Origin of the sequence: Protofrankia sp. Cas4, from assembly GCF_963555915.1 — a bacterium.
Classification (GTDB): Bacteria; Actinomycetota; Actinomycetes; order Frankiales; family Frankiaceae; genus Protofrankia.
Genome location: NZ_CAUVXL010000004.1, coordinates 13,761 through 34,078 on the forward strand (window position 1 = coordinate 13,761; position 20,318 = coordinate 34,078).

14 protein-coding genes are annotated in these 20,318 nt (G+C 69.0%); 4 read left to right on the forward strand and 10 right to left on the reverse strand.

All coding sequences use genetic code 11. The features are described 5' to 3' along the window. Window positions 1–5: 5 nt before the first annotated feature. Complete coding sequence (locus U9979_RS00180) at window positions 6–509, forward strand: MarR family winged helix-turn-helix transcriptional regulator (RefSeq protein ID WP_416219078.1); 504 nt, start codon at window positions 6–8, stop codon at window positions 507–509. A 28-nt stretch (window positions 510–537) separates the two neighbouring features. On the opposite strand, the gene U9979_RS00185 is transcribed toward U9979_RS00180, so the two are convergent. Further along, entirely contained in the window at window positions 538–1,206 is a 669-nt protein-coding gene (locus tag U9979_RS00185) for a hemerythrin domain-containing protein (protein WP_322750666.1), read from the reverse strand. A gap of 329 nt (window positions 1,207–1,535) precedes the next feature. On the opposite strand from U9979_RS00185, the gene U9979_RS00190 reads away from it, so the two are divergent. Next, a complete protein-coding gene (locus U9979_RS00190) occupies window positions 1,536–2,534 on the forward strand; it encodes a hypothetical protein (RefSeq protein WP_322777745.1) in 999 nt (332 codons plus the stop codon). On the opposite strand, the gene cas6 is transcribed toward U9979_RS00190, so the two are convergent. Next, complete coding sequence (gene cas6, locus U9979_RS00195) at window positions 2,531–3,358, reverse strand: CRISPR system precrRNA processing endoribonuclease RAMP protein Cas6 (RefSeq protein ID WP_322777746.1); 828 nt, start codon at window positions 3,356–3,358, stop codon at window positions 2,531–2,533. The genes U9979_RS00190 and cas6 overlap by 4 nt on opposite strands. Window positions 3,359–4,711: 1,353 nt before the next feature. On the opposite strand from cas6, the gene U9979_RS00200 reads away from it, so the two are divergent. Further along, window positions 4,712–5,824 carry a hypothetical protein gene (locus tag U9979_RS00200; RefSeq protein ID WP_322777747.1) on the forward strand — a complete coding sequence of 371 codons (1,113 nt, stop codon included), beginning with the start codon at window positions 4,712–4,714 and terminating at the stop codon, window positions 5,822–5,824. A gap of 87 nt (window positions 5,825–5,911) precedes the next feature. Here the strand turns inward: U9979_RS00200 and U9979_RS00205 are convergent, their stop codons facing one another. The 7 genes from U9979_RS00205 to U9979_RS00235 all read right to left on the reverse strand — a co-directional run bounded on the left by U9979_RS00205 (window position 5,912) and on the right by U9979_RS00235 (window position 17,399). After that, window positions 5,912–6,409, reverse strand: a complete 498-nt coding sequence (locus tag U9979_RS00205; RefSeq protein ID WP_322777748.1) for a hypothetical protein — start codon at window positions 6,407–6,409, stop codon at window positions 5,912–5,914. 207 nt (window positions 6,410–6,616) lie between these two features. Then, the gene (locus tag U9979_RS00210; protein ID WP_322777749.1) at window positions 6,617–9,436 is read right to left on the reverse strand and encodes a TIGR03986 family CRISPR-associated RAMP protein; all 2,820 of its coding nucleotides are present in this window, start codon (window positions 9,434–9,436) and stop codon (window positions 6,617–6,619) included. After that, complete coding sequence (gene csx19, locus U9979_RS00215; protein ID WP_322777750.1) at window positions 9,433–10,128, reverse strand: CRISPR-associated protein Csx19; 696 nt, start codon at window positions 10,126–10,128, stop codon at window positions 9,433–9,435. Before csx19 ends, U9979_RS00210 begins: the two co-directional genes overlap by 4 nt. After that, the gene (locus U9979_RS00220; protein ID WP_322777751.1) at window positions 10,125–11,888 is read right to left on the reverse strand and encodes an RAMP superfamily CRISPR-associated protein; all 1,764 of its coding nucleotides are present in this window, start codon (window positions 11,886–11,888) and stop codon (window positions 10,125–10,127) included. Before U9979_RS00220 ends, csx19 begins: the two co-directional genes overlap by 4 nt. Continuing rightward, entirely contained in the window at window positions 11,885–14,419 is a 2,535-nt protein-coding gene (locus tag U9979_RS00225) for an RAMP superfamily CRISPR-associated protein (protein ID WP_322777752.1), read from the reverse strand. The genes U9979_RS00220 and U9979_RS00225 overlap by 4 nt, the downstream gene beginning before the upstream one ends. Continuing rightward, entirely contained in the window at window positions 14,416–16,284 is a 1,869-nt protein-coding gene (locus U9979_RS00230) for a Cas10/Cmr2 second palm domain-containing protein (RefSeq protein WP_322777753.1), read from the reverse strand. Before U9979_RS00230 ends, U9979_RS00225 begins: the two co-directional genes overlap by 4 nt. A 62-nt stretch (window positions 16,285–16,346) precedes the next feature. Beyond that, window positions 16,347–17,399 carry a hypothetical protein gene (locus tag U9979_RS00235; RefSeq protein ID WP_322777754.1) on the reverse strand — a complete coding sequence of 351 codons (1,053 nt, stop codon included), beginning with the start codon at window positions 17,397–17,399 and terminating at the stop codon, window positions 16,347–16,349. Between the two features lie 222 nt (window positions 17,400–17,621). On the opposite strand from U9979_RS00235, the gene U9979_RS00240 reads away from it, so the two are divergent. Further along, the gene (locus tag U9979_RS00240; protein ID WP_322777755.1) at window positions 17,622–20,009 is read left to right on the forward strand and encodes a hypothetical protein; all 2,388 of its coding nucleotides are present in this window, start codon (window positions 17,622–17,624) and stop codon (window positions 20,007–20,009) included. 29 nt (window positions 20,010–20,038) lie between these two features. On the opposite strand, the gene U9979_RS00245 is transcribed toward U9979_RS00240, so the two are convergent. Further along, a partial coding sequence (locus tag U9979_RS00245; RefSeq protein ID WP_322777756.1) for a His/Gly/Thr/Pro-type tRNA ligase C-terminal domain-containing protein occupies window positions 20,039–20,318 on the reverse strand: 280 nt, incomplete at its 5' end.

Genomic DNA, 20,318 nt, shown 5'->3' on the forward strand with positions numbered 1-20,318 from the left:
TGACCATGGCCGGGACGCGGTGGCTCGACGCCGACGAGCAACGAGCATGGCGGGTTTTCGTCGCGGCGACCGAGCTGCTTGCGGATGCCCTCGACCGGCAGCTCCAGAGCGAGGCTGGCATGACCCACGCCGCCTACGTGGTACTCGTGATCCTTTCTGAGGCGCCCGACCGGGCCATGCGGATGAGCGAGCTGGCCCGCGCGACCAACTCGTCCCAAAGTCGCCTGTCCCACGTCGTGGCGCGCCATGAGGAGCGGGGCTGGGTCCGCCGGGAGAGGTGCCCGACCGACCGACGTGGCCAGATTGCCGTGCTCACGGACGCCGGCTTCGACGTCCTCGCCGCGGCGGCCCCGGGACATGTCGACACCGTACGGCGGCTTGTCTTCGACGGGCTCAGCCCGATCCAGGTTGAGCAACTCGGTGCCATCAGCGAGGCACTCCTGGCTGTGCTCGACCCCGACGGGAGGCTCTCCGCGGTCCTGGGTGGCCGGGCCGCCCCGTTGGTGTGAGCACGGCGTTCCAGTCGGTCCAGGCGTTTCAGCCGGTGACAGATGCAGGGGCACCGCCACCGCCACCGGCCCGCGCTGCACGGACGGCGGCGGCGGGTCTGCGGATGAACTCGGCGAAGGTGGTGACAACTCGGACCAGACCGGCAACCAGCTGGCGTGCCCGCTCGACGATCTCTGTCCCCACACCGAGGAGGAGCCTGACGGGCGGGCGGTCGGAAGCGGATGATCGAGGCATGGTCGGTGCGGCTGCCTGCGTCGGTGCGGTCCCGTACATAGCCTCCACCTGCTCGGTGAGCTGTCGAAGATTGTCTGCTGACATCCGTTGGCGCAGCTGCGGAAACCAGACCTCCTCCTGCTCCCAGACGTGCTCACGGATCATCTCCATCAACTCGCGCATCAACCGGGCGAAATCGGGGTCGGCCGGGTTCGTCGCGCTGAGCGTCGTCATGGTCCTCTCGACCGCGGCTTGTTGGGCGATTTCCCTTCCGATCACCTCGTCACCGTTCGGAATGATCTTTCTGGCTTCAGGATAGACGACTTTCTCCTCAACCGCCGCGTGCCGGAGCAGCTCAATAACGATATTTTCCGCCAGTTGGTTCTTCTCTGTCGTCGAGGTTGCCCGGTCGTAACGCTGAAACAATTCTTCGACCTTGTCGTGGTCGTGCGTCAGAACGTCTACGACGTCGCCTTCGGCCATTGCAGGACCTCCCCTGGTCGTCTGTCGGGTTGATGCGGATTTCCCGGCATGTCTGGAGAAACCCCGTCCGACTTGCCGGGGCGCCCGGCGAGTTCCCTACCCGATTGCGGGACACTGTAAGACCGCACCGCACCGCACCGCACCGCACCACGGCGCGACCGCACTCGGCTATCAACAAGATCATGATATGGGTGCGCCCCATCGGGCCATGCGCCCACTGGGGCGGAGACTCTGCGACGTCGGCCGGTGCGGAGACCTGAACCAGCGTGCACGGCGTTTTCACGACATACTGGCCCGGTGTCGACGTCGTGCCCGGGTGAGGGCGCTCGGTGAGCATTCATGAGTACGACCCGTGGACGGACGTTCTGCGTAAGCATGCCCGGCGGCGTCGGCGGACGGTCGTCCGTCGCGTCCTACGCGGTGTACTCGCGCTCGCCTGCGTCGCGGCTCTCGGCGCGGGCGTGGTGTTCGGCCTCCCGGCGTTGCGTCGGGCGGGCAACGGCCAGCCGACCGCGTTGGCGACCGCACTGCCGACCGGACAGCCGTCCGGTCAGCCCTCCGCCACGCGCGATCCTGGCGTGCGGCAGGCTTCCGCCGACCCGTATTCGGGCACCGCGGCCGCCCGTTTCGCCACCGGCGCGGACGGCATCGTGCTGCCTGCCGCCGCCGCCACGGGGAGGTTCACCGCAGCCGAGGTCGACACGGCCCTGCGGAAGACCAAGGAATACATGACCGTCGCCTACCTGGACCCCCGGGTATACGCCGGTGACGAGGATGCCCTCTTCGCGCTTCTCAACGATCGCGAGCGGAAGGGCATCCAGCAGTGGCTGGCCGCGGATCCGTCGGACCACAGTCGGGGTCTCACGTTTTTTGCGCGTTTCGCGCCGGGCGTGACGTTGATGGTTCCCGATGTGCGGGTCGACGGCACCGTGACGGTCGCGCTCGGTCGGGATTCTCACGAGCTGGAGATCCACACGAACCATGTGTATGTCTATCCGCTCCGTCGCGGGTCGGAAGAGGCACTGGTCACCGTGCACCGAGACATGATCTTCCGCTTCTATGCGACCGGGTCGGTGCGGGCCGGCGAGGAGGGCCCGTACATCGGCCCGCTTCATTTCCTGTTCTGGGACGAAGCCTGTGACGCAATGAACGACGGCCTGCTCGCTCCGGGCCATAAGTACAGTTTCAAGCATCCCGAACCCGGTGCGCCCGACTACTCTGAGAGGTTTGATCCGAGCCTACCGCTGGTAGGGGTCGATGACTGCGGGCTTGGGCATGGCAGCCAATCGGCGACACCGGCGCCGCAGGGGCCGGTCCGGCCGGCTTAGCGATGTTTAGTGCTGCTCAGCGCGCCGTCTCTGTCGATGACGGTGTAACCCATGCCGCTGGCGGTCCGGTCGCCGATACCCGCGTAGCAGGCGAAGCGGGCAAGGCTTTCGATGGCGCTGCGCGTCCCCGCTGGGACCCCGGCGGGTTCGGCGAGAGTGTAGCTGACGAACCCGACGCAGCCGCGCCGCTTGGGTGCCCCGATTTTGACCACGTACTCGGCTGTGGCCAGGCGCATGTCGACGAGCTCAAGGTGATCGTCGATCGCGTCGTCGAGGTCAGCGGGGAGCGGGGTGTCCGGCGCCCAGGTCCGCCACCGTGCAGCGAGGGTTCCGAAGACCCGTTCGGGATCGGGCAGGACGCGCTGGCGCCGCGCGCCGTCCCCGCGACCCGTTGCGAAGCTGACCGGGGTGACCAGCCCGAACGCCCAGGATGTGGCCGGTGGCGCGGCGGCGAGCAGATCCGCGTAGGTTTCGGCCTCGACCAGAGCAACCGACTGCGTGGCGTAGTCGGTGGAACCGAAACGCCACCTGTCAGGGGCACTCAGCGCGGCGAGCATCGACCCGACGATCGCGTCGAGCAGCACGCCGACCTCGAAGCGGACGTGCTCGGACGTTCTGGCCGGGGTTCGCTGGCGCTCGTCGAGGAGCGGCGTGACGGCGAACGGGCGGGATGGCGAACCCTCGTGAAGGTATGCGCTGGCCTCGGGTGACAGCCCATCGCGGACGGCGGCCAGGATGGCGGCGTTCACCGCCGGGCCCGTATGCGGCGGCGGCAGCGCCCCCGCGGATGCCGGACTGATGGTCACGATAATGCGAGCGGGCACAAGCCGCCTCCTGTCTGCTGGTGGGCGGACATCACGGTAGGACCCGTCGCCCGGCCGTCGGCATGAAGGGCCGCCGTCGCGGGCTCCCATGCGCTGACGCGGATTCTCCTTGACTACTGACGGACGGATGCCCGCCGAGGCCGGCATGCTCAGGCCATGGGCTTCGGAGACGTCCCTCGGCCTGACTTCGATCGTGGAGTAGGTGATTTCCGTCGTCATAACGACCAAAATGACCTAACGCTTCGGCTCGAATCGGTCCGAGGTAGGTGAAAAAGGCTGCTATAGCCGCGCTTGCGACCTACCGCGTGCGGCGTTCAGGCCTTCAGACGCCTGGTGTCCCGGGGAGGGCGCGACCTCGTCGATGCCGCGCAGATCCTTTTACCTGCCAGGGACCACCGCCACCGCTCGCAGATACCTGTGCGCGCCCGCGGGCTCTGCTGCTGCCGGTGCTGCTGCCGGTGCTTGGCCAGCTGCGGGTGTGGGTGCGGTGACAGTCGACCGACCGGTCCCGGCCAGGGTCGAGGCCAGCAGCAAGCCCACGACCAGCGCCAGGACCCGTCGCAGGGCCGCAGCGCCGACCGACCTGGAAAGGTCGCAACCTGTCAACACCCGCATCAGATACCTCTCATGGTCTTACCGGAGACGGCCAGCTGGCAGCCGGCCCGCGTCACATAGGTGCGTCAGAATTCCTCGACCGCGACGCGCCGGACGCAGAGCGACGACACGGACACGCCGTTGCGGGGTCCGCTCATATGGCGGACAGATAGCAACGCCCTACTGGCAAAGGCTACGCAGCTCGCCCATCAGTGGGAGTCGTTCGTCAGCACGGAGTGCAAAACGACAGGCGCCGGGCATGCCACGGATTAGGCCGGAGCTGTCAGCTTCACCGACCGGCCCTTTGGATGCGGGCCTGGTGGGACCCCATTGGTTGATAGACAAAGAAGCCCGTGCATGCCAACCCCCGTACGTGTTCCCGGAGCGTAGCCCACCCCGCTCACCCTGCTGAGTGCGCCCTCCCCGCCAGCCGTGCGGGCTGCCGCCACTCCCCACCGACTGGCGGTCCCGGCCTGAAAAGGTTACCGATACGTACGGTAGCGGCCTGTGGGAGTGGGCTCGGGTACCCCCATGCTGGCTTTGCCGCGGCGTCCCCTATTCTGACCTGTTCTCCACCGTGAGGATCACAGGGGGATAGGTGAAGATCGAAACTGGGAGCCCGAAGGGCGGGCCGACCAGGATCATCGCGATCTCGGTCCCCTGTGAAGCGCTCAGAAGTGCTGGGTGCTGTGACGTCTATACGGCGTCGTCATGTTGCCGCCCCACCCGGGGTTCGGCATGCCCTTCACAGGAGGACCGATGCTTCCGCTGACCATCGCCGACATCGCGGGCGAGAACGACGACATCGCGTTTCTGGCCTTTGCGGAGCTTGTCGGCCCGGCGTTGTGGGCGCGTGTCGTCTATGGCGTCCGTCGTGCCAAGCCCGGCACCTGCGCCTGCCGGCCCGAGCGCCCGCCGCTGTTCAACGTCACCGATACCCTCACCGAGTCGTTGTGCGAGCGTTGCATGAATCTGTGGACGGATCGGCTGATGAACGGTTTTCGGGTGTTGCGCCAGGCACTCGCCGGCAGCGTGCCGACGATTGGCGCGGGTTCTAACGCGGGCGAGGAGATCCACGAATGGCGGATCGTCCGTGACCACATCGTCGCGCCGGAGGCCGAGCTGGAGGACGCTTCCATCTTCGGTGCCATGCTGCGGGACTTCACGCCCCGCGAGGAGACCCCCGCTGAGCTGGACTGGCTGCGCAAGGCATGGGCGCAGCTCGTCAACTACCCGACGTCTGGGCGGATCGTGCCGACGGTGCGGCGGGAGTCGGCCGACGAGCGCGGTCTACCGACCCGTCCGGAGGTGGCGATCTCCACGGCGGCATGGGCGGCACCGCTGCGCGTCGATCCGGTCGACCGGGACATTCTCATCGAGTTTCTGCTCGGAATTCGCGATGAGATCACCGACCCGTACTCCCTGCCCTCCATGGAACTGAAGTTCGGGCTCACCGCGCGTGAGGTTAGCGAGCGGCTCGAGGGCTCCCTGGCGTTACTGCGCCGGTGCAATCGTGATTTCCACGAACGGGCCGTGGCGGTGCCGCTCGCGGAGACCGCGCCGGACGGAATCACCGGTAACCAGGTTCCCTCCCCGGAGGACATCTGCGTCGCAGCGGCGGATGCGAGTGTTCCGCGGAACGCAATTCTCGTCGAGCTCGAGGTCAACCTGGTGATGAAAAGGTTGCTGCAAGCAATCGCCGACATCGCCCATGGCGGGAAAGTCGACGTTGGGGCGCTTGCCCGGCGGCTGCTGCGCCTCGACGAGGAACGTGCCGGCGGTGAGGTCGACCGCCTCGCGCGCCTTGTCGCCGGGGCCGGCGTCGAATGGGTCGACGTCCTGCTGCACGACCTCGACGGGCTGCCCGCGTGATGCCGGCGACCGTCATGCGGGAAACCGTCATGCGGGAAACCGTCATGCGGGAAACCGTCATGCGGGAAACCGTCACGCGGGCAGCCGCTACGCGGGCAGCGCGGCCCATGCCTCCAGCAGATCCGCGAGGTTACCGGCCTGTGTCGCGGACAGCACCACATGTCGCGTGTTGGGCTCTGCTGCGCGAGGTCGGTCATGGCCCGTAGGCGAGCCTGTCTGGGGCGCGATCTCGATGCGGATCCCGTCGTCCACCGTCGTGGTCTGGACCGATCGGGGCGCGTCCGACGTCCCCGGGGCCGGCGGCGGGTCGGTGATCTTTCTGCGGCTGGCTATCCGCAGTAGGTCGAGCCGTTCGAACACGGCCGTTCCTTGGGTGCGCAACAGGGCTGCGATCTGGGCGCCGACCGTGTGGTCGGGACCATCGGTCCAGGTCAACCGCAGTGGGGGGGCGCCGCCGTCGTCGAGCTCCAGGACCGCCCGCGCCCCGGCCAGGCGCAGCGTGACAGGCCCGAAACTGCCCCGCAGGTGCCGGGATGCCGCCGGGATGCCGGCCAGCGCCGCCAACAGACTCGCGCTTGTCGCCATCCGGCATCCCTCCCTCCGGGCTACGTCCATGACACCATGATCACATCCGTCCCGCCCATGCGCACGCCTTGCTGGGACGAGTGGAAGGTTGACGTACATCTGATGTCCGTTTTATTCACATTGGATGACGTGAACCTTCCACTCATGGCAGGCTGCTGGGCGAACCGGGTCGCCGGGTCGCCGGATTGCCCGCGGATGAAGATCGGGCTACCGGTCCTTTTCGGGGTGGATGGGCAGGTGGCCGGCGCCGAGGTCGGGCAGGCTGACGCCGCGGTTGTCGCGGACGCGGCCACCCTGCTGCTGCTCGTTCTGGACGAACCACTCGAACGAGCGGCCCCGGGGGTCGGGCGGCACCGGGACGTCGACCCGCAGGCCGTTCGGCCGCACCCGCGGATAGTGTACGGGCACCGAGGCATCACCCGTTGCCGCGGCGAGAAATGCCCTGATGTGCGGGACCCTCTCGAACTGGTTCCCGGGGGAGACCGCTTTCGTGAAGGCGTCGACGCTGGCCCGCGCAGCGGCCGGATAGCCGTCGTCCGGGCGTTTTTCCGGCCCGAGTGACCGGTAGTACTGCGCCCACGACTCGCCGGTACGAAGGTCTGTCCGGGCAGGGTCGACGGTGAGCCGGACGCTGCCGAAACCGAGCGGCTTGCCGAAGCCCAGCCGGTGGAACCGGGCCGCTTCCCCACGGCTTCCACTGGTCCCGCTGTCGTCGCCGCCGTTTTTGCCGAGGTCGAGCAGCCACAGCAGCGCGCCCAGCTCGACGTCGGCCAGATTGCGGACGTCGACGGTGAACGTGAACGTGGTACCGGGCCGGACCCAGCCGTTCACGGACCGGTTCTGATCGTCGCGGTTCTCGTCGTTCACCCCGCCCGAGTGCTGCGTGGCGAAGGCGGTTCCTTCGCGGTTCAGCGGGTTTGCGCGAGAGTCCGGAGGCACGGTTGATTTCCGTGGCCGGCGGTATTCCTGGTAACGTCCGCCGTCCAGTTTCTGGGTGCGATCGGTCGTCGGGTTCTTCCAGTAACCCTCGGGTAGGCCGGCGTGATGCGGGTAGACCTTGCGCCCGCGCAGCATCTGCGCGGCGGAGTCGAACCAGCCCACCTTGGGCAGCCCGGTCCGCAGTGGCACGGGCTGGCCTGCCGCTTTGGCGCCCAGGTAGAAGCGGCCCTGGCCGGGCTTGGGCTGACCGAGGATCGCCAGCGGCAATCCACGGCCCTCGAAGCGTTCCACGGCCGAATTCCACGACTGGTCGCAGCGGACCGGTCCGATCCGCAGACTGCCCCGCCAGGCGCCGGCGGGGTCACCCCTTTCGCTGCTGTTTCGGTCGCCGGCGCCGCGCTCCTCGGTACGGACCCAGCCAAAGACTCGATCCGCCGGGGACAGCTCGCTGATCGAGTCCGCGGGTCGCAGTGAACCATCCAGCAGGTTGATCGGCGCGGCGCTGAACAACTCTCGCGCGATCGTCACCGGATACAGGCTGTCGATCTCACCGCGGGCATCCAGCCGGACATATAGGAGATCGCCGTCGGTAAGTTTATCCGGTTCCACGTCGGCCGGCGGGATCAGGTGACGACTTGAGAGGATTTTCTCCGGATCTTTGGGGTCAGGTTTTTTCAGCTCACCATCGCGGTGCGCGTTCTTATAGCCGTGGATGATGTCATGCCAGATACGCCGCAAACCTTCATGCAGTTCAAATGTCTCCCGCAGGTCGTCGTTGGAGTCGTAGAAGAAGACCCGTTCGTCGTGTTTGCGGTCGATGTTCCGGTTCGTCACGCATACCCAGCCGTCGACGACCTTCTCCGGGCCGATCGGCTCATACCATGACGCCCCGTTCTGGCGGGACGTCCGCAGCGGCGCCTGAGGTGGTTCCTGGCCGGGTTCGGCAAGCGAACGTACCCACCACAGCTGGAAGTCAGGTGTATGCGTGGCCGACCGGCGGTCCCACCGGTGATGCTGGACGAGCTGGATGCGCGCTCGCACCGCCGCGCCATGCTCCGGCCGTGCGCCGTCCGGCATCACGATGTTGAAATCGCTCTGGTCGGAGCGGACGTGTTTCGACCCCTCCGGTGTCCAGTAGGCCGGCAGCCAGGCCGCATGCATGGGCGAACCGTGCCGGCCCTGGTGGCCCGCGGGTGTCGTCCCGGGCAGCAGCTCGATCTTGCCGTCGACGCCGTCGCCGACCACCCGCGCCGGGATGGAGACGAGCCCGTCGCGGGCCGCCATCCGGTAGCCCAGCCGGGAGTCGTGGCCGGTGAACACGCCGAACCGGGAGTTCGTCACCGCCTCGTAGGCGCTGCGCAGCATGCCCTTCACCGATGTCGCCGGCAGGTGGGGGCGGCGTTCGTGGCGGCCGTCCGGGGTGGCCACCATCCGTTCGAGCACGTCGTAGGTTGCGTGTTCACTGTCTGCCTCGCGCTTGACCCGGGAGGTGTCCAGGGCCAGCAGGGGCGTGGCGACCGTGAGCGTGACACCGATCGTGCCCGACCAGCGGTTCGCCCGGAGCCGATCGTGGCCGGCCAGGCGTCCGCGATCCGTCGGGTCGTCGCCCACGTCGCCGAGCATCTCGTGCGACGGGTCGCGCTGCGGTGCCGGGACGAACCCGTACGGGTTGATGAACGCGTTCAGCGGATCCGGAGCGCGGTACGGCGGAGCCGACTGGCGCTCGGCGGTGGTCGCCTGTCGGGCGGACCGCGCCGGTGCCATGTGCCGCGGCGGCTGGCGGGACGTGGGTCGCTCCGGCGGTTGGGCGGAACGCGGAGCCGTCGGCGGGGTGCTTGTCGGGGCGCTCGGGGGCGGGGTCACCGGCGTAGCGGCGGTGCCCTTGTCGCGGACCCGCTTGGCCCGCCCGCCGGACCAGTCGAACTCGACGGACCGGCCGGCGAGGTCGCCGTCGCTCAGCCCGGCCAACGTCTCGTCCAGGAAGCGGCGTTCGAAGCGCCGCTCTCCCTCGCCGTCCTCGTTGATGACGAGCTTGCGGACGCCGTCCGCGGTTGTCTTCCATGTGATCGTGCCGAAACGGCTGCTCATCTGCTCGCCTCCGCATGCGGTCGGGACTGGGTGCCGGCGGTGCCGGCGTTGGTGGTGGCGTCGGACTGCCTGGGCACCGCGACGAACAGCTCGACCAGGCGCTCCTCGGCGACACCGGCGTTGCCGTGCTCAGTCTCGATGGTCACGTACTCGACGGTCCGCAGGTAGGCGCACTCGTCGCGGCGGGGCGCCCGCGGCAGCGGCACGTCGAGCTGGCCGATCCGGGCCTCGGCCAGCCGGACCCACCGCGGCCCGCTGCCACCGGCATCGGCATCGGCATCGTCGCCCGCTGGCAGCGGCCGACCCCACAGCAGGTACTTGTTCTCGATCGTCTCGACGGCGTCCAGCCGAGGGAGGGCCTCGGCGAGCCGGGCACACGGGTCGGGGGACTCCGCCAGGATGACCGCGGTGCCGACGCCGTTGCCCGTGTGCAGCCAGCGCAGCTCGGCGTCCCGGTTGAAGATCCGCGCTTCGAACACGGCCGCGGACCCGGCGGCGGGAAGATCGACCGTCTTCTCGGAGCCGGTGAGCCGGCCGCCGGACAGCCGGGCCACGGTGTACCGCTTCGGACTCGCCAGCAGCGCCACCGCGTCACCGAGATCGGCACCCAAGCCGGTAAGGCGGATCGCGTCCGCCAGCGTGACTTTCTCGGACGTGGCGGAGTAGAGGGTCGTGCTCGTGTCGGCGGTCATGCTCGGCTCCCGTCCGCCTGGTTGCGGTCGAGCTGGTCGTGATTGACCTGGTCGTGATCGAGCTGGTTGTGATCGAGGTAGTCTCGCCAGCTCTGGGCGCATTCGGCGACGGCGGGTTCCGCGAGCAGCTCGTCAAGATCCTTGTAGGTTTTCGTGGACGCCGGAAAGCCGTTGATTTTGATTGATTCCACGGTGATGTCGCCGTGGCCGCGGTTGACGCCGTGCCCGAGTCGCACCCGCCCGGCGCTGAGGTCCCGAAGGACGAGCAGCAGCAGCGCGAGAGCGGGTTTGTCCAGGCCGTCCTGGTCGAACTGGCGCAGTCGTCGCAGGTCAACGGTCAGTTTCAGTGGCTGCCACTCGACGTGATGCGGTTCCAGCGTGCTGAAGAGCCGTTTGGGGGCGGCGCCCCCCGTCCACCTGTCGATCGCGACGTGCTCGGCCTCATCCATCCCGAGCCGTTTGAGCCGTTCCCGGGTCTTCTCCTGCAGTCCGGCGCGCTTTTTTTCCGGCGCCTCCGTCGTGCCTTCGACGTGGGCACCGTTCAGCGCGCGCCATAGCTTGCCGGAGATCGGCCGAGTCGAGTAGCAGTCGTCGGCACCGAGCGCTCCGACTCCCCAGCGCGGCGCGCTGTCATCGGTATCCGGCTTATCCGGCTTATCCGGCTTATCCGGCTTATTCGGCTTATTCGGCTTGCCCGCGGAGCCGAACAGGGCGTTGACGGCGGCGAGCTGGTCGAGTTGTGCCCGGAACCGCTCCGACCGTGCCGGCCCCGCCGCCACCGTGAGCGGATGGGGGGCGTCGACGCCGCGGGCGGTCCGCTCAATGCTCTCCGCGTGCGATCGCAGCGCACCCTTGATCGAACTTCCGGGTAGGACGAGCGCGAACTGATCGCTACCCTCGACCCCGCTGACCAGGGGAAGTGCGGCGATCGCGAACCCGTCCACCCCGCTGCGTACCATCACCGGCGAGGCCGGATGCCAGGTGATCTCCACCCTGAGCAGATCGGCGTCCGGGTCGGTGCCCCCGAGGCTCTTCGGGGTGAGCGGGATGGTCGCGGGTGCCGTCACCAGTCCGAGCGCGTCGAGAATCCCGTCCAGGCTGTCGAACCGCTGTTCGACGATCTCTGGTTTTCCGGCCAGGACGACCGACCCGAGACCGCGGGTCCGGGCCGCGCCGAGCCGGATACCGCGGCCCGCCAGCGCCAGCAGCAGCGTGCCGAGCATGGCCGTCGCCGGGTCGGCTGATCGCTCCTTCACCGGGGATTCCAGGTCGATCTCAAGGCGCAGGTAGGTGCCGCAGGGGATCACCGCCCGGCCGTAGAGGAACCCGTGTGCGACGGTTCCCGATACCCGGTCGATGCCGATGCCGGAGCGGGCCTCGACCCGCGACCGCGGCAACGGCGTACCCGGCTCGGTGTCGGCGGTGACCAGGCTGTCATGGATGATGATCCGGCTCGCCGACCCGGCGTCGGAGGAGTTCTGCGGGACACTGCCCCAGATTCCGTCGAGGACATCCTCGTCGGTGACCGACCGTGCGGCGAAGGCACGCAGCGCTCCCGCGAGGCTCGTGCCCGGCACGTACAGACGGGACTGTCCGTCGACCGCCAGTGCCAGGTCGACCGACGGGTCGCCGCCGAGGCCGCCGACATGCAGCGGGGTCTCCAGCCGCAGCCAGCCGCGCACCCGCAGGCGCCGCACCATCGGCCGCCCGGCCCGTGCCGCTCCGACCCGAACTGGTGTGTCCACGCTTGGCAGGCTCATCTCGTCACGTCCCCAGCGGTCTCGGCAGTGGTCTCGGCATGGTTGGTCAGCGCCCGGCGGTGTGCGGTCAGGCAGTTCGTGACCAGCGTGCGGACGGCTTCGGCCCACAGCTCGGTGTTGGCGCGCAACCGGTCGGCTCCACCGTCGGTGAGAATCAGGTCGGCCGCCACGCTCGCGTTGCGTTCCGGGCCGAGACGCAGATGCGACCACACCGTGGACCGGTCCGTCAGCAGCTTGTCGATCTGCTTACGGACATCTGGGGGCCAGCGGTCGGCCGACAGCCGGTTCAGCCAGTAGGCGATCTCGTCGTCTTCTTCCAACCGGGTCAGGACGTCGCGCAGCCCGCCGAGCTGGGTCGGATTCACCCCGCCGTCCTTGCCGTTGGTCGCGAGACCGAGGATCTTGCTGCGCCCATCACTGGTGGCGGCAATGGCGGTCGCCTCCCGCTGGATGTGCGCCCGCCACGCCTCCCGCTCGATGACCTGCGCCATCGCGTAGGCGACCTTCTCCCTCGGCGGGACGAAGGGCATCGTGGACCTGGCATCGGGGTCGTCGGCTCGCCCTGTGCCATCGTCAAGGCGGCCGGGCCGCATCACCAGCAGCGGGTCGTCGACGGCGATCTGGCCGAACCCTTCGGCGGTGCGTTCACCGATCCCAGCGGCCTGTACGGCGGCCAGCTTCTCCGGGGTCGGATGGCGGTCGGCGATGAAGGTCAGGACGCTGCCCGCGGCAAGCCCCAGCAGGGTCGGGCGCGGGCGGCACCACGAGCGCTGCCACGACTCGGCCCGCCGGGTCGCCGTCACCCACCGCAGCAGGCCGTCCGAATCGTCCGAGCTCCCGATCGCGGGGGTGAGCTGCACGTCCAGGGCAGCACCGAGTTGCTCCGCGAACACAACGGGGTCGGTCGACGGGCGCAACCGGTCGTCGCGGATCAGGACGTCCGACAGTAGCCATACGGTGATCGTCGGTTTGTCGTCCGTCCCGGCCCGCACCCCTGATGACGCCGGTAGCTGTTTCGGCGGACCGTCGACGGTCACGCTGACCTGCCCGTAGTCGTCCTTTGCCGACCGGCCGAGCGCCCAGGCACCCGCCAGCGCCGTGTCCGCGCCCCGAGGTAGCAGCCCGGCGCGTACCCGGACCTGCGCCCGAAGTACGGACCCGGCCGCAAGCGCCTGGTAGGTGTAGAGGCCGACCAGCGCGGAGGTGGGTCGCTGCCGGGCATCGTCGATGACGTTGTGCGTGTGGATCGTCCGTTCCGGCCGGCGGACGGCCACCGTGGCCGGGGCCGCGTCGTCCGTCGCGGGTATCGCGGGTGTCGCGGGTGTCGCGCCGACGTAACTGTCCTTGTAGGGCTTGGCCGCGGCGCCGGGTTCCCGCGGATCGTCGACCAGCCGGTTCACAGCCGCGTCGGTGTCCTCCTTCGGGTGGAACCAGGTCCGCGGCAGCGGCCGGCCCGCCGCACCGTCCACCTCGATGGTCGCGTTCGTGACAAGGAGAGTGCCGGCACGGGCGAGTCCGGCCGGATCCCAGCCCGGCAGTTCGCCCAGCCGCCGCAGGATGGCGGGCAGCAGGAGCGAGCCCGGCACGAAGGTCAGGGATCGGACGGCGTTGCCGACGGTGCGGTCCTGGACGACCAGCGGTGTGTCGAGGTGCAACCGCAGGTCGATGATCTCCCAGCCGGTCTCGCCAGGACGCTCGGGGTCAGCCGCGGTCGCCGCTTCCGCGAGGGCCGGCGGAATGGATGGGGCGGCGCCGTTGCGGGCCCGCAACCAGCTGACCAGGCTGTCGAGTGTCGGTAGCGGCGAGTCGCCCGGGTCGGGGGCGGCTGCCTCGGTCACCTCCAGGCGGCAGCGGCCGGCGCCCCGCCGACGCTTACCGCCGATGGACTCGACCAGGCGCGCACCGAGCAGCAGCACCGTCGCGGCGGCCCGGCGGCCGTCGTCATCAAACCCCGTACCCGTACCTGTACCCGACCAGCCGGCCAGTGTCGCGGTCGCGGTGAGCTGTACTCCGGAGCGTGCCATCTGCTCGAAGCGGAGGAACGCGTCCGCGGCCCGTCCAGTGCGTGGATCGATCTTCACTCCGGGTCGGACGAAGGTGGTCGCGTCGCGCAGCCGGCGCCGCGCGGTCGGCCGGAGCGCGGCGGCGAGCGCGTCCGGATAGCGTGCCGGGCGCACCGACACCGCCGCCGGGCGCGGCGCGTCCCGGGTGGGCTGGTCGGCGCCGCTCAGGACCGGCTGGCTGCCGAAGAGGACGTCGACCCAGGCATGCCATCCGCCGGCTGCTGCGCCGGCTGGGTCGGTCGAGCCGTCGAGCGCGGCGGCGACCAGCTCACAGGCGTCCCGCCAGACCCCGGTGAGGGTCTTGCCGGGCACGAACGGCAGGCCGTCGTGGTCGGTATTGATCACTTTGTCGACTCCGCCGGGGACACCAAGGCCGGTGCCACAGTGCCAGTCGCTGTCCAGGTGCAGGGTCAGCGTCAGGGCAAGGCCGTCCACCGGGGCCTTGCGGGTCCGCGTCGTGGTCGTCATACCGATGCTCCCGTTGCACGTGCTCCCGTTGCTGCTGGATCGCCCATGAGCTGGACCGCGTTCATCGCGTCGAGCAGTCCGGTGACGGGCGGCTCGTCGGCGCTGATCCGCCAGAACAGCGATGCCGTGTCGGGATTCGTGGTTTCGCCGTCCGGGGTGTCGGGCGGGGTGTCGGGCGGGGTGTCGGGTGCGGCGAACAGCGTGAGCCCCCGGTCCTGGTAATGGCGCAGGAGCTGGCGGAACCGGCCGTCGGCGGCATCCCGCCCGGCGAACAACGTCTCCCGCAGGTCGTGTATCTGGCTGGTCGGCAGCTTTCGTTCCCCGGACTCCTGCGCGCCGTCGACACCGCCGTCGAGTTCGTCGACGGTGTCGATCAGCGCCGCGGCCCGCCGGACGAGATCGTCCCAGTGACGGCCCTGCGTCCACGGTTCACGCATGTCACGGGTGACGACGTAGGGCTGCGCGTACAGCAGGGCACGCAGTTTCCGTCGCTTTTTGCGGTCAGGCTCGGCGGCGAGGTCGGCGGCGCCGGGCGGGACCTGCATGCGTTCCCGTAGATGCTCCGGGTCGCTGCCCCCGCTGTCATATTGGACGTGGAACGAGAACGCGGACGCCCGTGGCCGTGCCTGGCCCGAGGATCGCGGTGCGTAGCGCTTGACGGTCTTCTTCGCCTCCTTGGTCAGCTCCTCGGCCAGGTCGTAGGCGGCGGAGAACGGGAAGTGCGGCTTGACGACGGCCACCCCGGCGCACGCGGTGAGCCCGCCACCGGTGAGCCCGCCGCCCAGAAGTGCATGTGCACGGGTCACCTCCTCGAAGGCGGTGAGATACGCCTCGGTGAAGGCCAGCGAAATGGAGCCGGCGCAGATCACCGTGAGGTCGTCGCCACCGAGTACAAGCGGCAGGACGGGCATGGCGCCGGCCACGTCATGCCCTGGGGGGAGAACCCGTTCGCAGTGCTCGAGCGCCTTTGTGAACGCGGCGACGGTGCATTCCTGGACCGCCGCCGAGAACGGGCCGAGGGCATCGGCGTAGCGGTCGCTGGGCGTCTTCCGGTCAGCGTCGCCGGCGGCTGAACCCTGCGCCGGCTGGCCGTCAGCCGACGCACTTTCGGGTCTGTTGCCGAGATCTGTGATCAGCTGGCCGAGGCTGTTGCCGTCCGCGTGAATGACGGCGACCCAGTCAGGGACGTCCTCCAGATGGTCGGCAACCGCCTCCAGCGCCTTGTTGGAGATTCCGGCGTAACGCGCGAGCCGGGTGAAGCCGGCATCCTGAGCGGCGCGCTTGGCTCGGCTGGGACGCGACCGGGGCTGGCGTGATCGCGGACCATCACCGTCGACCACCACGTCGTAGGCGGGTAGACCGCTGGCAGCGCACTCGTCCACGATCGGAATGCGCAGGAACCGGCTCATCGGGCCGGCACGGCCGCTCTTGACCAGGGGCAGCAGGTGGTGTGCCTCGCGGCACCGCCTGGCCAGCATGCTGATGGGCCGTTGCCCCTCTTCTTCGTGGACGGCGTCCCAGTCGAAGCACTCTCCGACGACACCGCAGACGTCCAGACCCGGGGCCGCCCGCAGTGCCCGTGCGGTGACCAGGCTCACCAGGGCTGTCCCCTGCTCCCGGTCGCGGACGACGATCTTGGCACTGCCGGCCGCGTTCACCAGCAGCTGCGCCGGTCGGCCGTCGCTGATTCGCCAGGTCGCGCTGTCGAAGTCGGTGAACTCCACAGCCAGCGCGTCGTCCACCCACTGGCGGAGTCCGTCGATGAGCTCGGACGCGCCGACGTTTTCCCGCCGTTTGGTGGTGTCGAAGATGAATCCCTGGTTTCCCGACGTCTCGATGAGGACGACGTGGCAGGTAACGCCCATCCGATATCCTTTCTGTTCCCCCGAAGCAGGACGTGAACGCTAACCAGGTCAGTGGTTCGTGCTCACACCCACCCCTGACGGACGACGGCCTCGACGACCGCGAAGACCTCGTCCGGGGTGAGCGCGCTGCGCGAACCGTCAGGATGGCGGGGGGCGCCGCCCACCGAGCTGCCGCCGCCCCAGCCGGGTTCGCGGGCGGCCAGGGCGGCGAGGATCGTCCCGGGATCACTCGGCGGACCGACCGGGAAACGGTCGACGAGGTCGCTGCGCCGTCCGACCGTGTAGGCGATCGAGGAGTCCGGTAGCCGCCGCCAGAGCACCGCGCGGGTGTGCCCGGCGGTGTAGACCGGGTCGAATCCGTCGCCGGCGCTCGTGGCCATCACCCAGCCGGTACCGCTGTGGGTGACGGTGAAGGTCGGCTCCCCTCGGGTCGGCTCCCCTCGGGTCGGCTCCCCTCGGGTCGGCTCCCCTCGGGTCGGCACGGCGCGGGTCGGCACGGCACGCTGCGGGTTCTCTCCGGGCACGCGGGTGATCAGCCTGGTGATGGCTGTGACGCAGCCGGCGAGCGCCCCGGCGGGGTCGCCTACCGGGGCATGGCGGCGCGGTAGCGGGACGGCGGCGGCGAACTCGGCGAGCAGAGCGGGATCCGCCACCGGGTAGGCGGGGCCGTGGGCGTCCCGGCTGCCGACGCTCTCCACCAGTGCCCGGGTCCGTGGCGCGTGCGCGGAGCCGGGCGCGACCCATTCGGGATGGGCCAGCAGCGCGACGGCGAGGGCGGTGTCGGCGTCGATGTCGTTGACGTAGACGGTGTAGGAGCTGGGGTCGAGCCCGAGCAGCAGCGCGTCCAGCACCTGCCGGCAGGTCGCCGAGGTCACCAGCCGCACGCAGTTGCCATGGTGGTCGAAGCTCAGCCGGCGTCCGTCGAGATCGAGCTGCGGACCCTGCACCAGCCCGTCCAGCGCGATGCTGTAGCGGGGCAGATCCGCCAGGCTCACGACCCGCCCCGGGCTCACAACCACCCGCAGTCCGCTGATCGTCACGGCGTGTCCGCCGCGCGGACCGGCCGTCCCATCGGTCATCCCACTGGCGTTCTCACGGGTGGTGCCGCTGCTCATCGCCTGCCGCCTTCTGATCAGGCGCCGTCCCCCTGACGGCCGCCAACTTCACCGCTGACGGACGGCGCCGGCCGCACGGCGCCACCCCCCGCCACAGCGGTGAATGTTCACTGCGTCATCCTTGCTCGTCGGGGGGAGCGGACGTATGCGGCGTGGGGGTCCGCGGGTCGTCCGTCAGGAACCCGTGGAGGATCGACCACCGCCCACGGAAGGTGTAACGCGATGGCCATCACCGACCAGCAACCCGCCGATACCCGTCATGTCCTCGTCCACATGGTCGGTGCCGCTGATCTCGGCACGCGCTCTGGCCGACCGTTCGCGGAGAAATGCGCCGAGCTCGCCGCGGCCGACCCGGCGCAGGCCACCCGGCTGCTGACGACGAGCGCCGACCCGAAGCGTCCGGCGCCTCTGATGGCGGTGTTCGCGGACGGTGCCCCACGGTACGACCGCGTTGTTCTCGTCGTGACCAGGAAACAGGCCGGTATGGCGCCCGACGAGGACTTCACCCGTCCCGTCGGCATGGCGATGAAAGCGCGGCTGGAAAGCGAGGGCCTGTACGGCGTCCGCTTCGATCCAGGTGCCGTTGAGCTGCTGGAGGTCAGCGCCCCTCACAGCTCCAAGGTCCGCGCGGCCATCCGTGACTGGTTGATAAGCATATATGCGGGTAGGACCCTGCCTCAGGTGGACATCCAGTTCACCAGCGGCGCAACCAATGCGGGGATCGGGCTGGTGGCAGGTGCGCTCGAAGCGGGTGTGGCGCCGCGGCTGGTGCTCCTGACCGGCACGACCGGTAGGCGGATCACGCTCCGAGAGGAACTTCCCGCCGACAAGGAGAACGCGCAACGCTGGCTCATCCGGAACCGGTTCTATTCACCTATGATCAAAGGCGATCCCGATAACGATAAACTGTGGCGGAGCCGGCTGGATCGGCAGATTCTCGCGGCCGAGACCACCGACCGCGACGGGGAGGATGGCACAGCCACAGGTATGCTCGAAGGGGATCTGGCCCGGGTGCTACTCGAACGGATCGGCCGCTACGAAGCGGTCGACGGTTTTCTCTTCCGAGCCTGGCTGAAGACCCGCACCCGTGGCCTCGCAGACCGGGACAGGACGGGCGGTCCCGGTACCGACCTGGATGGGAAGCTCGACGACGTGATCAGGCGTCGCTTTCCCGATCGGGCGACTCGGAACAGGCAGGAGACGCTGGAACGTAAGGAGATCGAGACTCTGCGGGCCGCGCGCACGGCAAAAGGCCTGTCGACGTCCGCGCTCGACTTCCTGCTTCATCCGCGACTTCCCGCGGCGGAGAAGGCCGCCAAGGATCTGGCGCACGGAAACCGGGATGATCCGGAGGACCCGCGGATCATCGGTCGTTTCCTGGAGACGCAGAAGTATCTGCCCCGCCATGACGAGGAGATCGTGGAGATCGGCTACCCGAGGTGGCCCTATCTCGGTGACCGGCGTGTTCTGATTCTCATCGCCTTGGGAAAGGGCAGGGGCGAAGACTCACAGAAGTCCGGTCTGGACGATCTCATCAGGCAGGCACGTCGGTATGACATCGTCCCGATGATCCGGATCATCGTTTCCGCGGAGACCGAACGGATTGGCCGGCTGTGGGAGGAGAAGGCATGTGCCCAGAGCGTCGACTGCCGGGTCCTGCTGACATGCGGGATTGACTTTAGTGATCTTGAAGCCATTCGGTGTGACGTGTGGGACGCTCTCACCGTCGATGATCGCGAGCTCGACATTATCGGGAAGATCTGGGTGGTCACGGGTCCCGGCCCGAAGCCCCAGGGGCTTGGGCTCCTGCTCACGGGCATGGAGTGGGGCCTGTCGGCGGCCTGTCCGACCCAGCTTGTGGAAATCCGTCAGGCTGCGGCGGGATCGAACGAGCCGATCGTGGAGGTCGACCGGGACGCCGTGCTCAACCGGGTTGCAGGGGAAGCTGAATTGGCCGGGGTCGCCCTGTCCGCGCTTGACTGTCTGGACGTCAGCGCCGCGGCGGCAGCGCTCGATCAGGGGTGGGCGCGGTCGCTGCGGCCACTTGCTGTCAGGGTGAGAAGGCTTTCGCTCGTCCCGGCCCTCCGTGATGGCGTCCGGGGGAGGAAGGAGCCGACGGCCGGGGCGGCTGCCGGCATCGATCCGGAATGGCTCATGTCGATCGGCATGTCCGATCAGGAGAATTCCCCACTTCTTCTGTTGCGCGCCCGGCTGCGACTCGTCCAGACGATCGCGAAGAATGATCCATGGGGCTGTGCGGTACGGGCCGCCGCCCTGTGCGAAGGGACGTTGGGAAAGTACGGCGATGACGGCTGGTATACGTTGTGTGACAGAAAGAGTCCCCGGTGTATCCCGCAGGCCACCCAGCTCGCCGGGTACCGCAACGACAGTCCGGTCGCGCACGGACGGGAAAGAGCCGACCGTACGGGGACGGTTCCCGAACCGCCGTCCGCGGAGGAGCTGTGTGACTGCCTGCGGGGTCTGCGCGCGGGGCTCAGCCGGCATGTGACGGTGAACGGCCGCGGGCTGCCGGACACCTGGGACACCGTGCTCGTCGACGAACTCGAACTGCTCAAGGCGGAGATCCGGGCGTTCACCGTGTCCACCTGATGTCGTCCATCTGGCGCCGCCTAGCCGGGTCAGGGGCGGCGCCAGGTGGCCGGATCGGCGGTGACCTGCTCGCCGCCGGCCATGTCCTTGACCTCGTGCGGCTTGCCGTCCTCGAACGGCGGGAACCAGACGAACGGGACCCCCTTGCGGGAGGCGTAGCGGATCTGCTTCCCCAGCTTGTCGGCCTGGTGGTAGACCTCGACGTTGTAGCCGCGGCTGCGCAGCGCCGCGGCGGTGGCCTGCGCCTGCGCGCGGCGGGCATCACTCGGGATGACGACGAGGATGTCGCTGGGGCAGCTGGGGCCGGTG

Excerpts from the sequence above, each read along its gene's own strand:
- U9979_RS00205 (WP_322777748.1), bottom strand. The coding sequence starts at position 6,409 with ATGGCGACAAGCGCGAGTCTGTTGGCGGCGCTGGCCGGCATCCCGGCG.
- U9979_RS00210 (WP_322777749.1), bottom strand. The coding sequence starts at position 9,436 with ATGAGCAGCCGTTTCGGCACGATCACATGGAAGACAACCGCGGACGGC.
- csx19 (WP_322777750.1), bottom strand. The coding sequence starts at position 10,128 with ATGACCGCCGACACGAGCACGACCCTCTACTCCGCCACGTCCGAGAAA.
- U9979_RS00200 (WP_322777747.1), top strand. The coding sequence starts at position 4,712 with ATGCTTCCGCTGACCATCGCCGACATCGCGGGCGAGAACGACGACATC.
- U9979_RS00235 (WP_322777754.1), bottom strand. The coding sequence starts at position 17,399 with ATGAGCAGCGGCACCACCCGTGAGAACGCCAGTGGGATGACCGATGGG.
- U9979_RS00220 (WP_322777751.1), bottom strand. The coding sequence starts at position 11,888 with ATGAGCCTGCCAAGCGTGGACACACCAGTTCGGGTCGGAGCGGCACGG.
- U9979_RS00225 (WP_322777752.1), bottom strand. The coding sequence starts at position 14,419 with ATGACGACCACGACGCGGACCCGCAAGGCCCCGGTGGACGGCCTTGCC.
- U9979_RS00180 (WP_416219078.1), top strand. The coding sequence starts at position 6 with ATGGCCGGGACGCGGTGGCTCGACGCCGACGAGCAACGAGCATGGCGG.
- U9979_RS00230 (WP_322777753.1), bottom strand. The coding sequence starts at position 16,284 with ATGGGCGTTACCTGCCACGTCGTCCTCATCGAGACGTCGGGAAACCAG.
- U9979_RS00240 (WP_322777755.1), top strand. The coding sequence starts at position 17,622 with ATGGCCATCACCGACCAGCAACCCGCCGATACCCGTCATGTCCTCGTC.
- U9979_RS00185 (WP_322750666.1), bottom strand. The coding sequence starts at position 1,206 with ATGGCCGAAGGCGACGTCGTAGACGTTCTGACGCACGACCACGACAAG.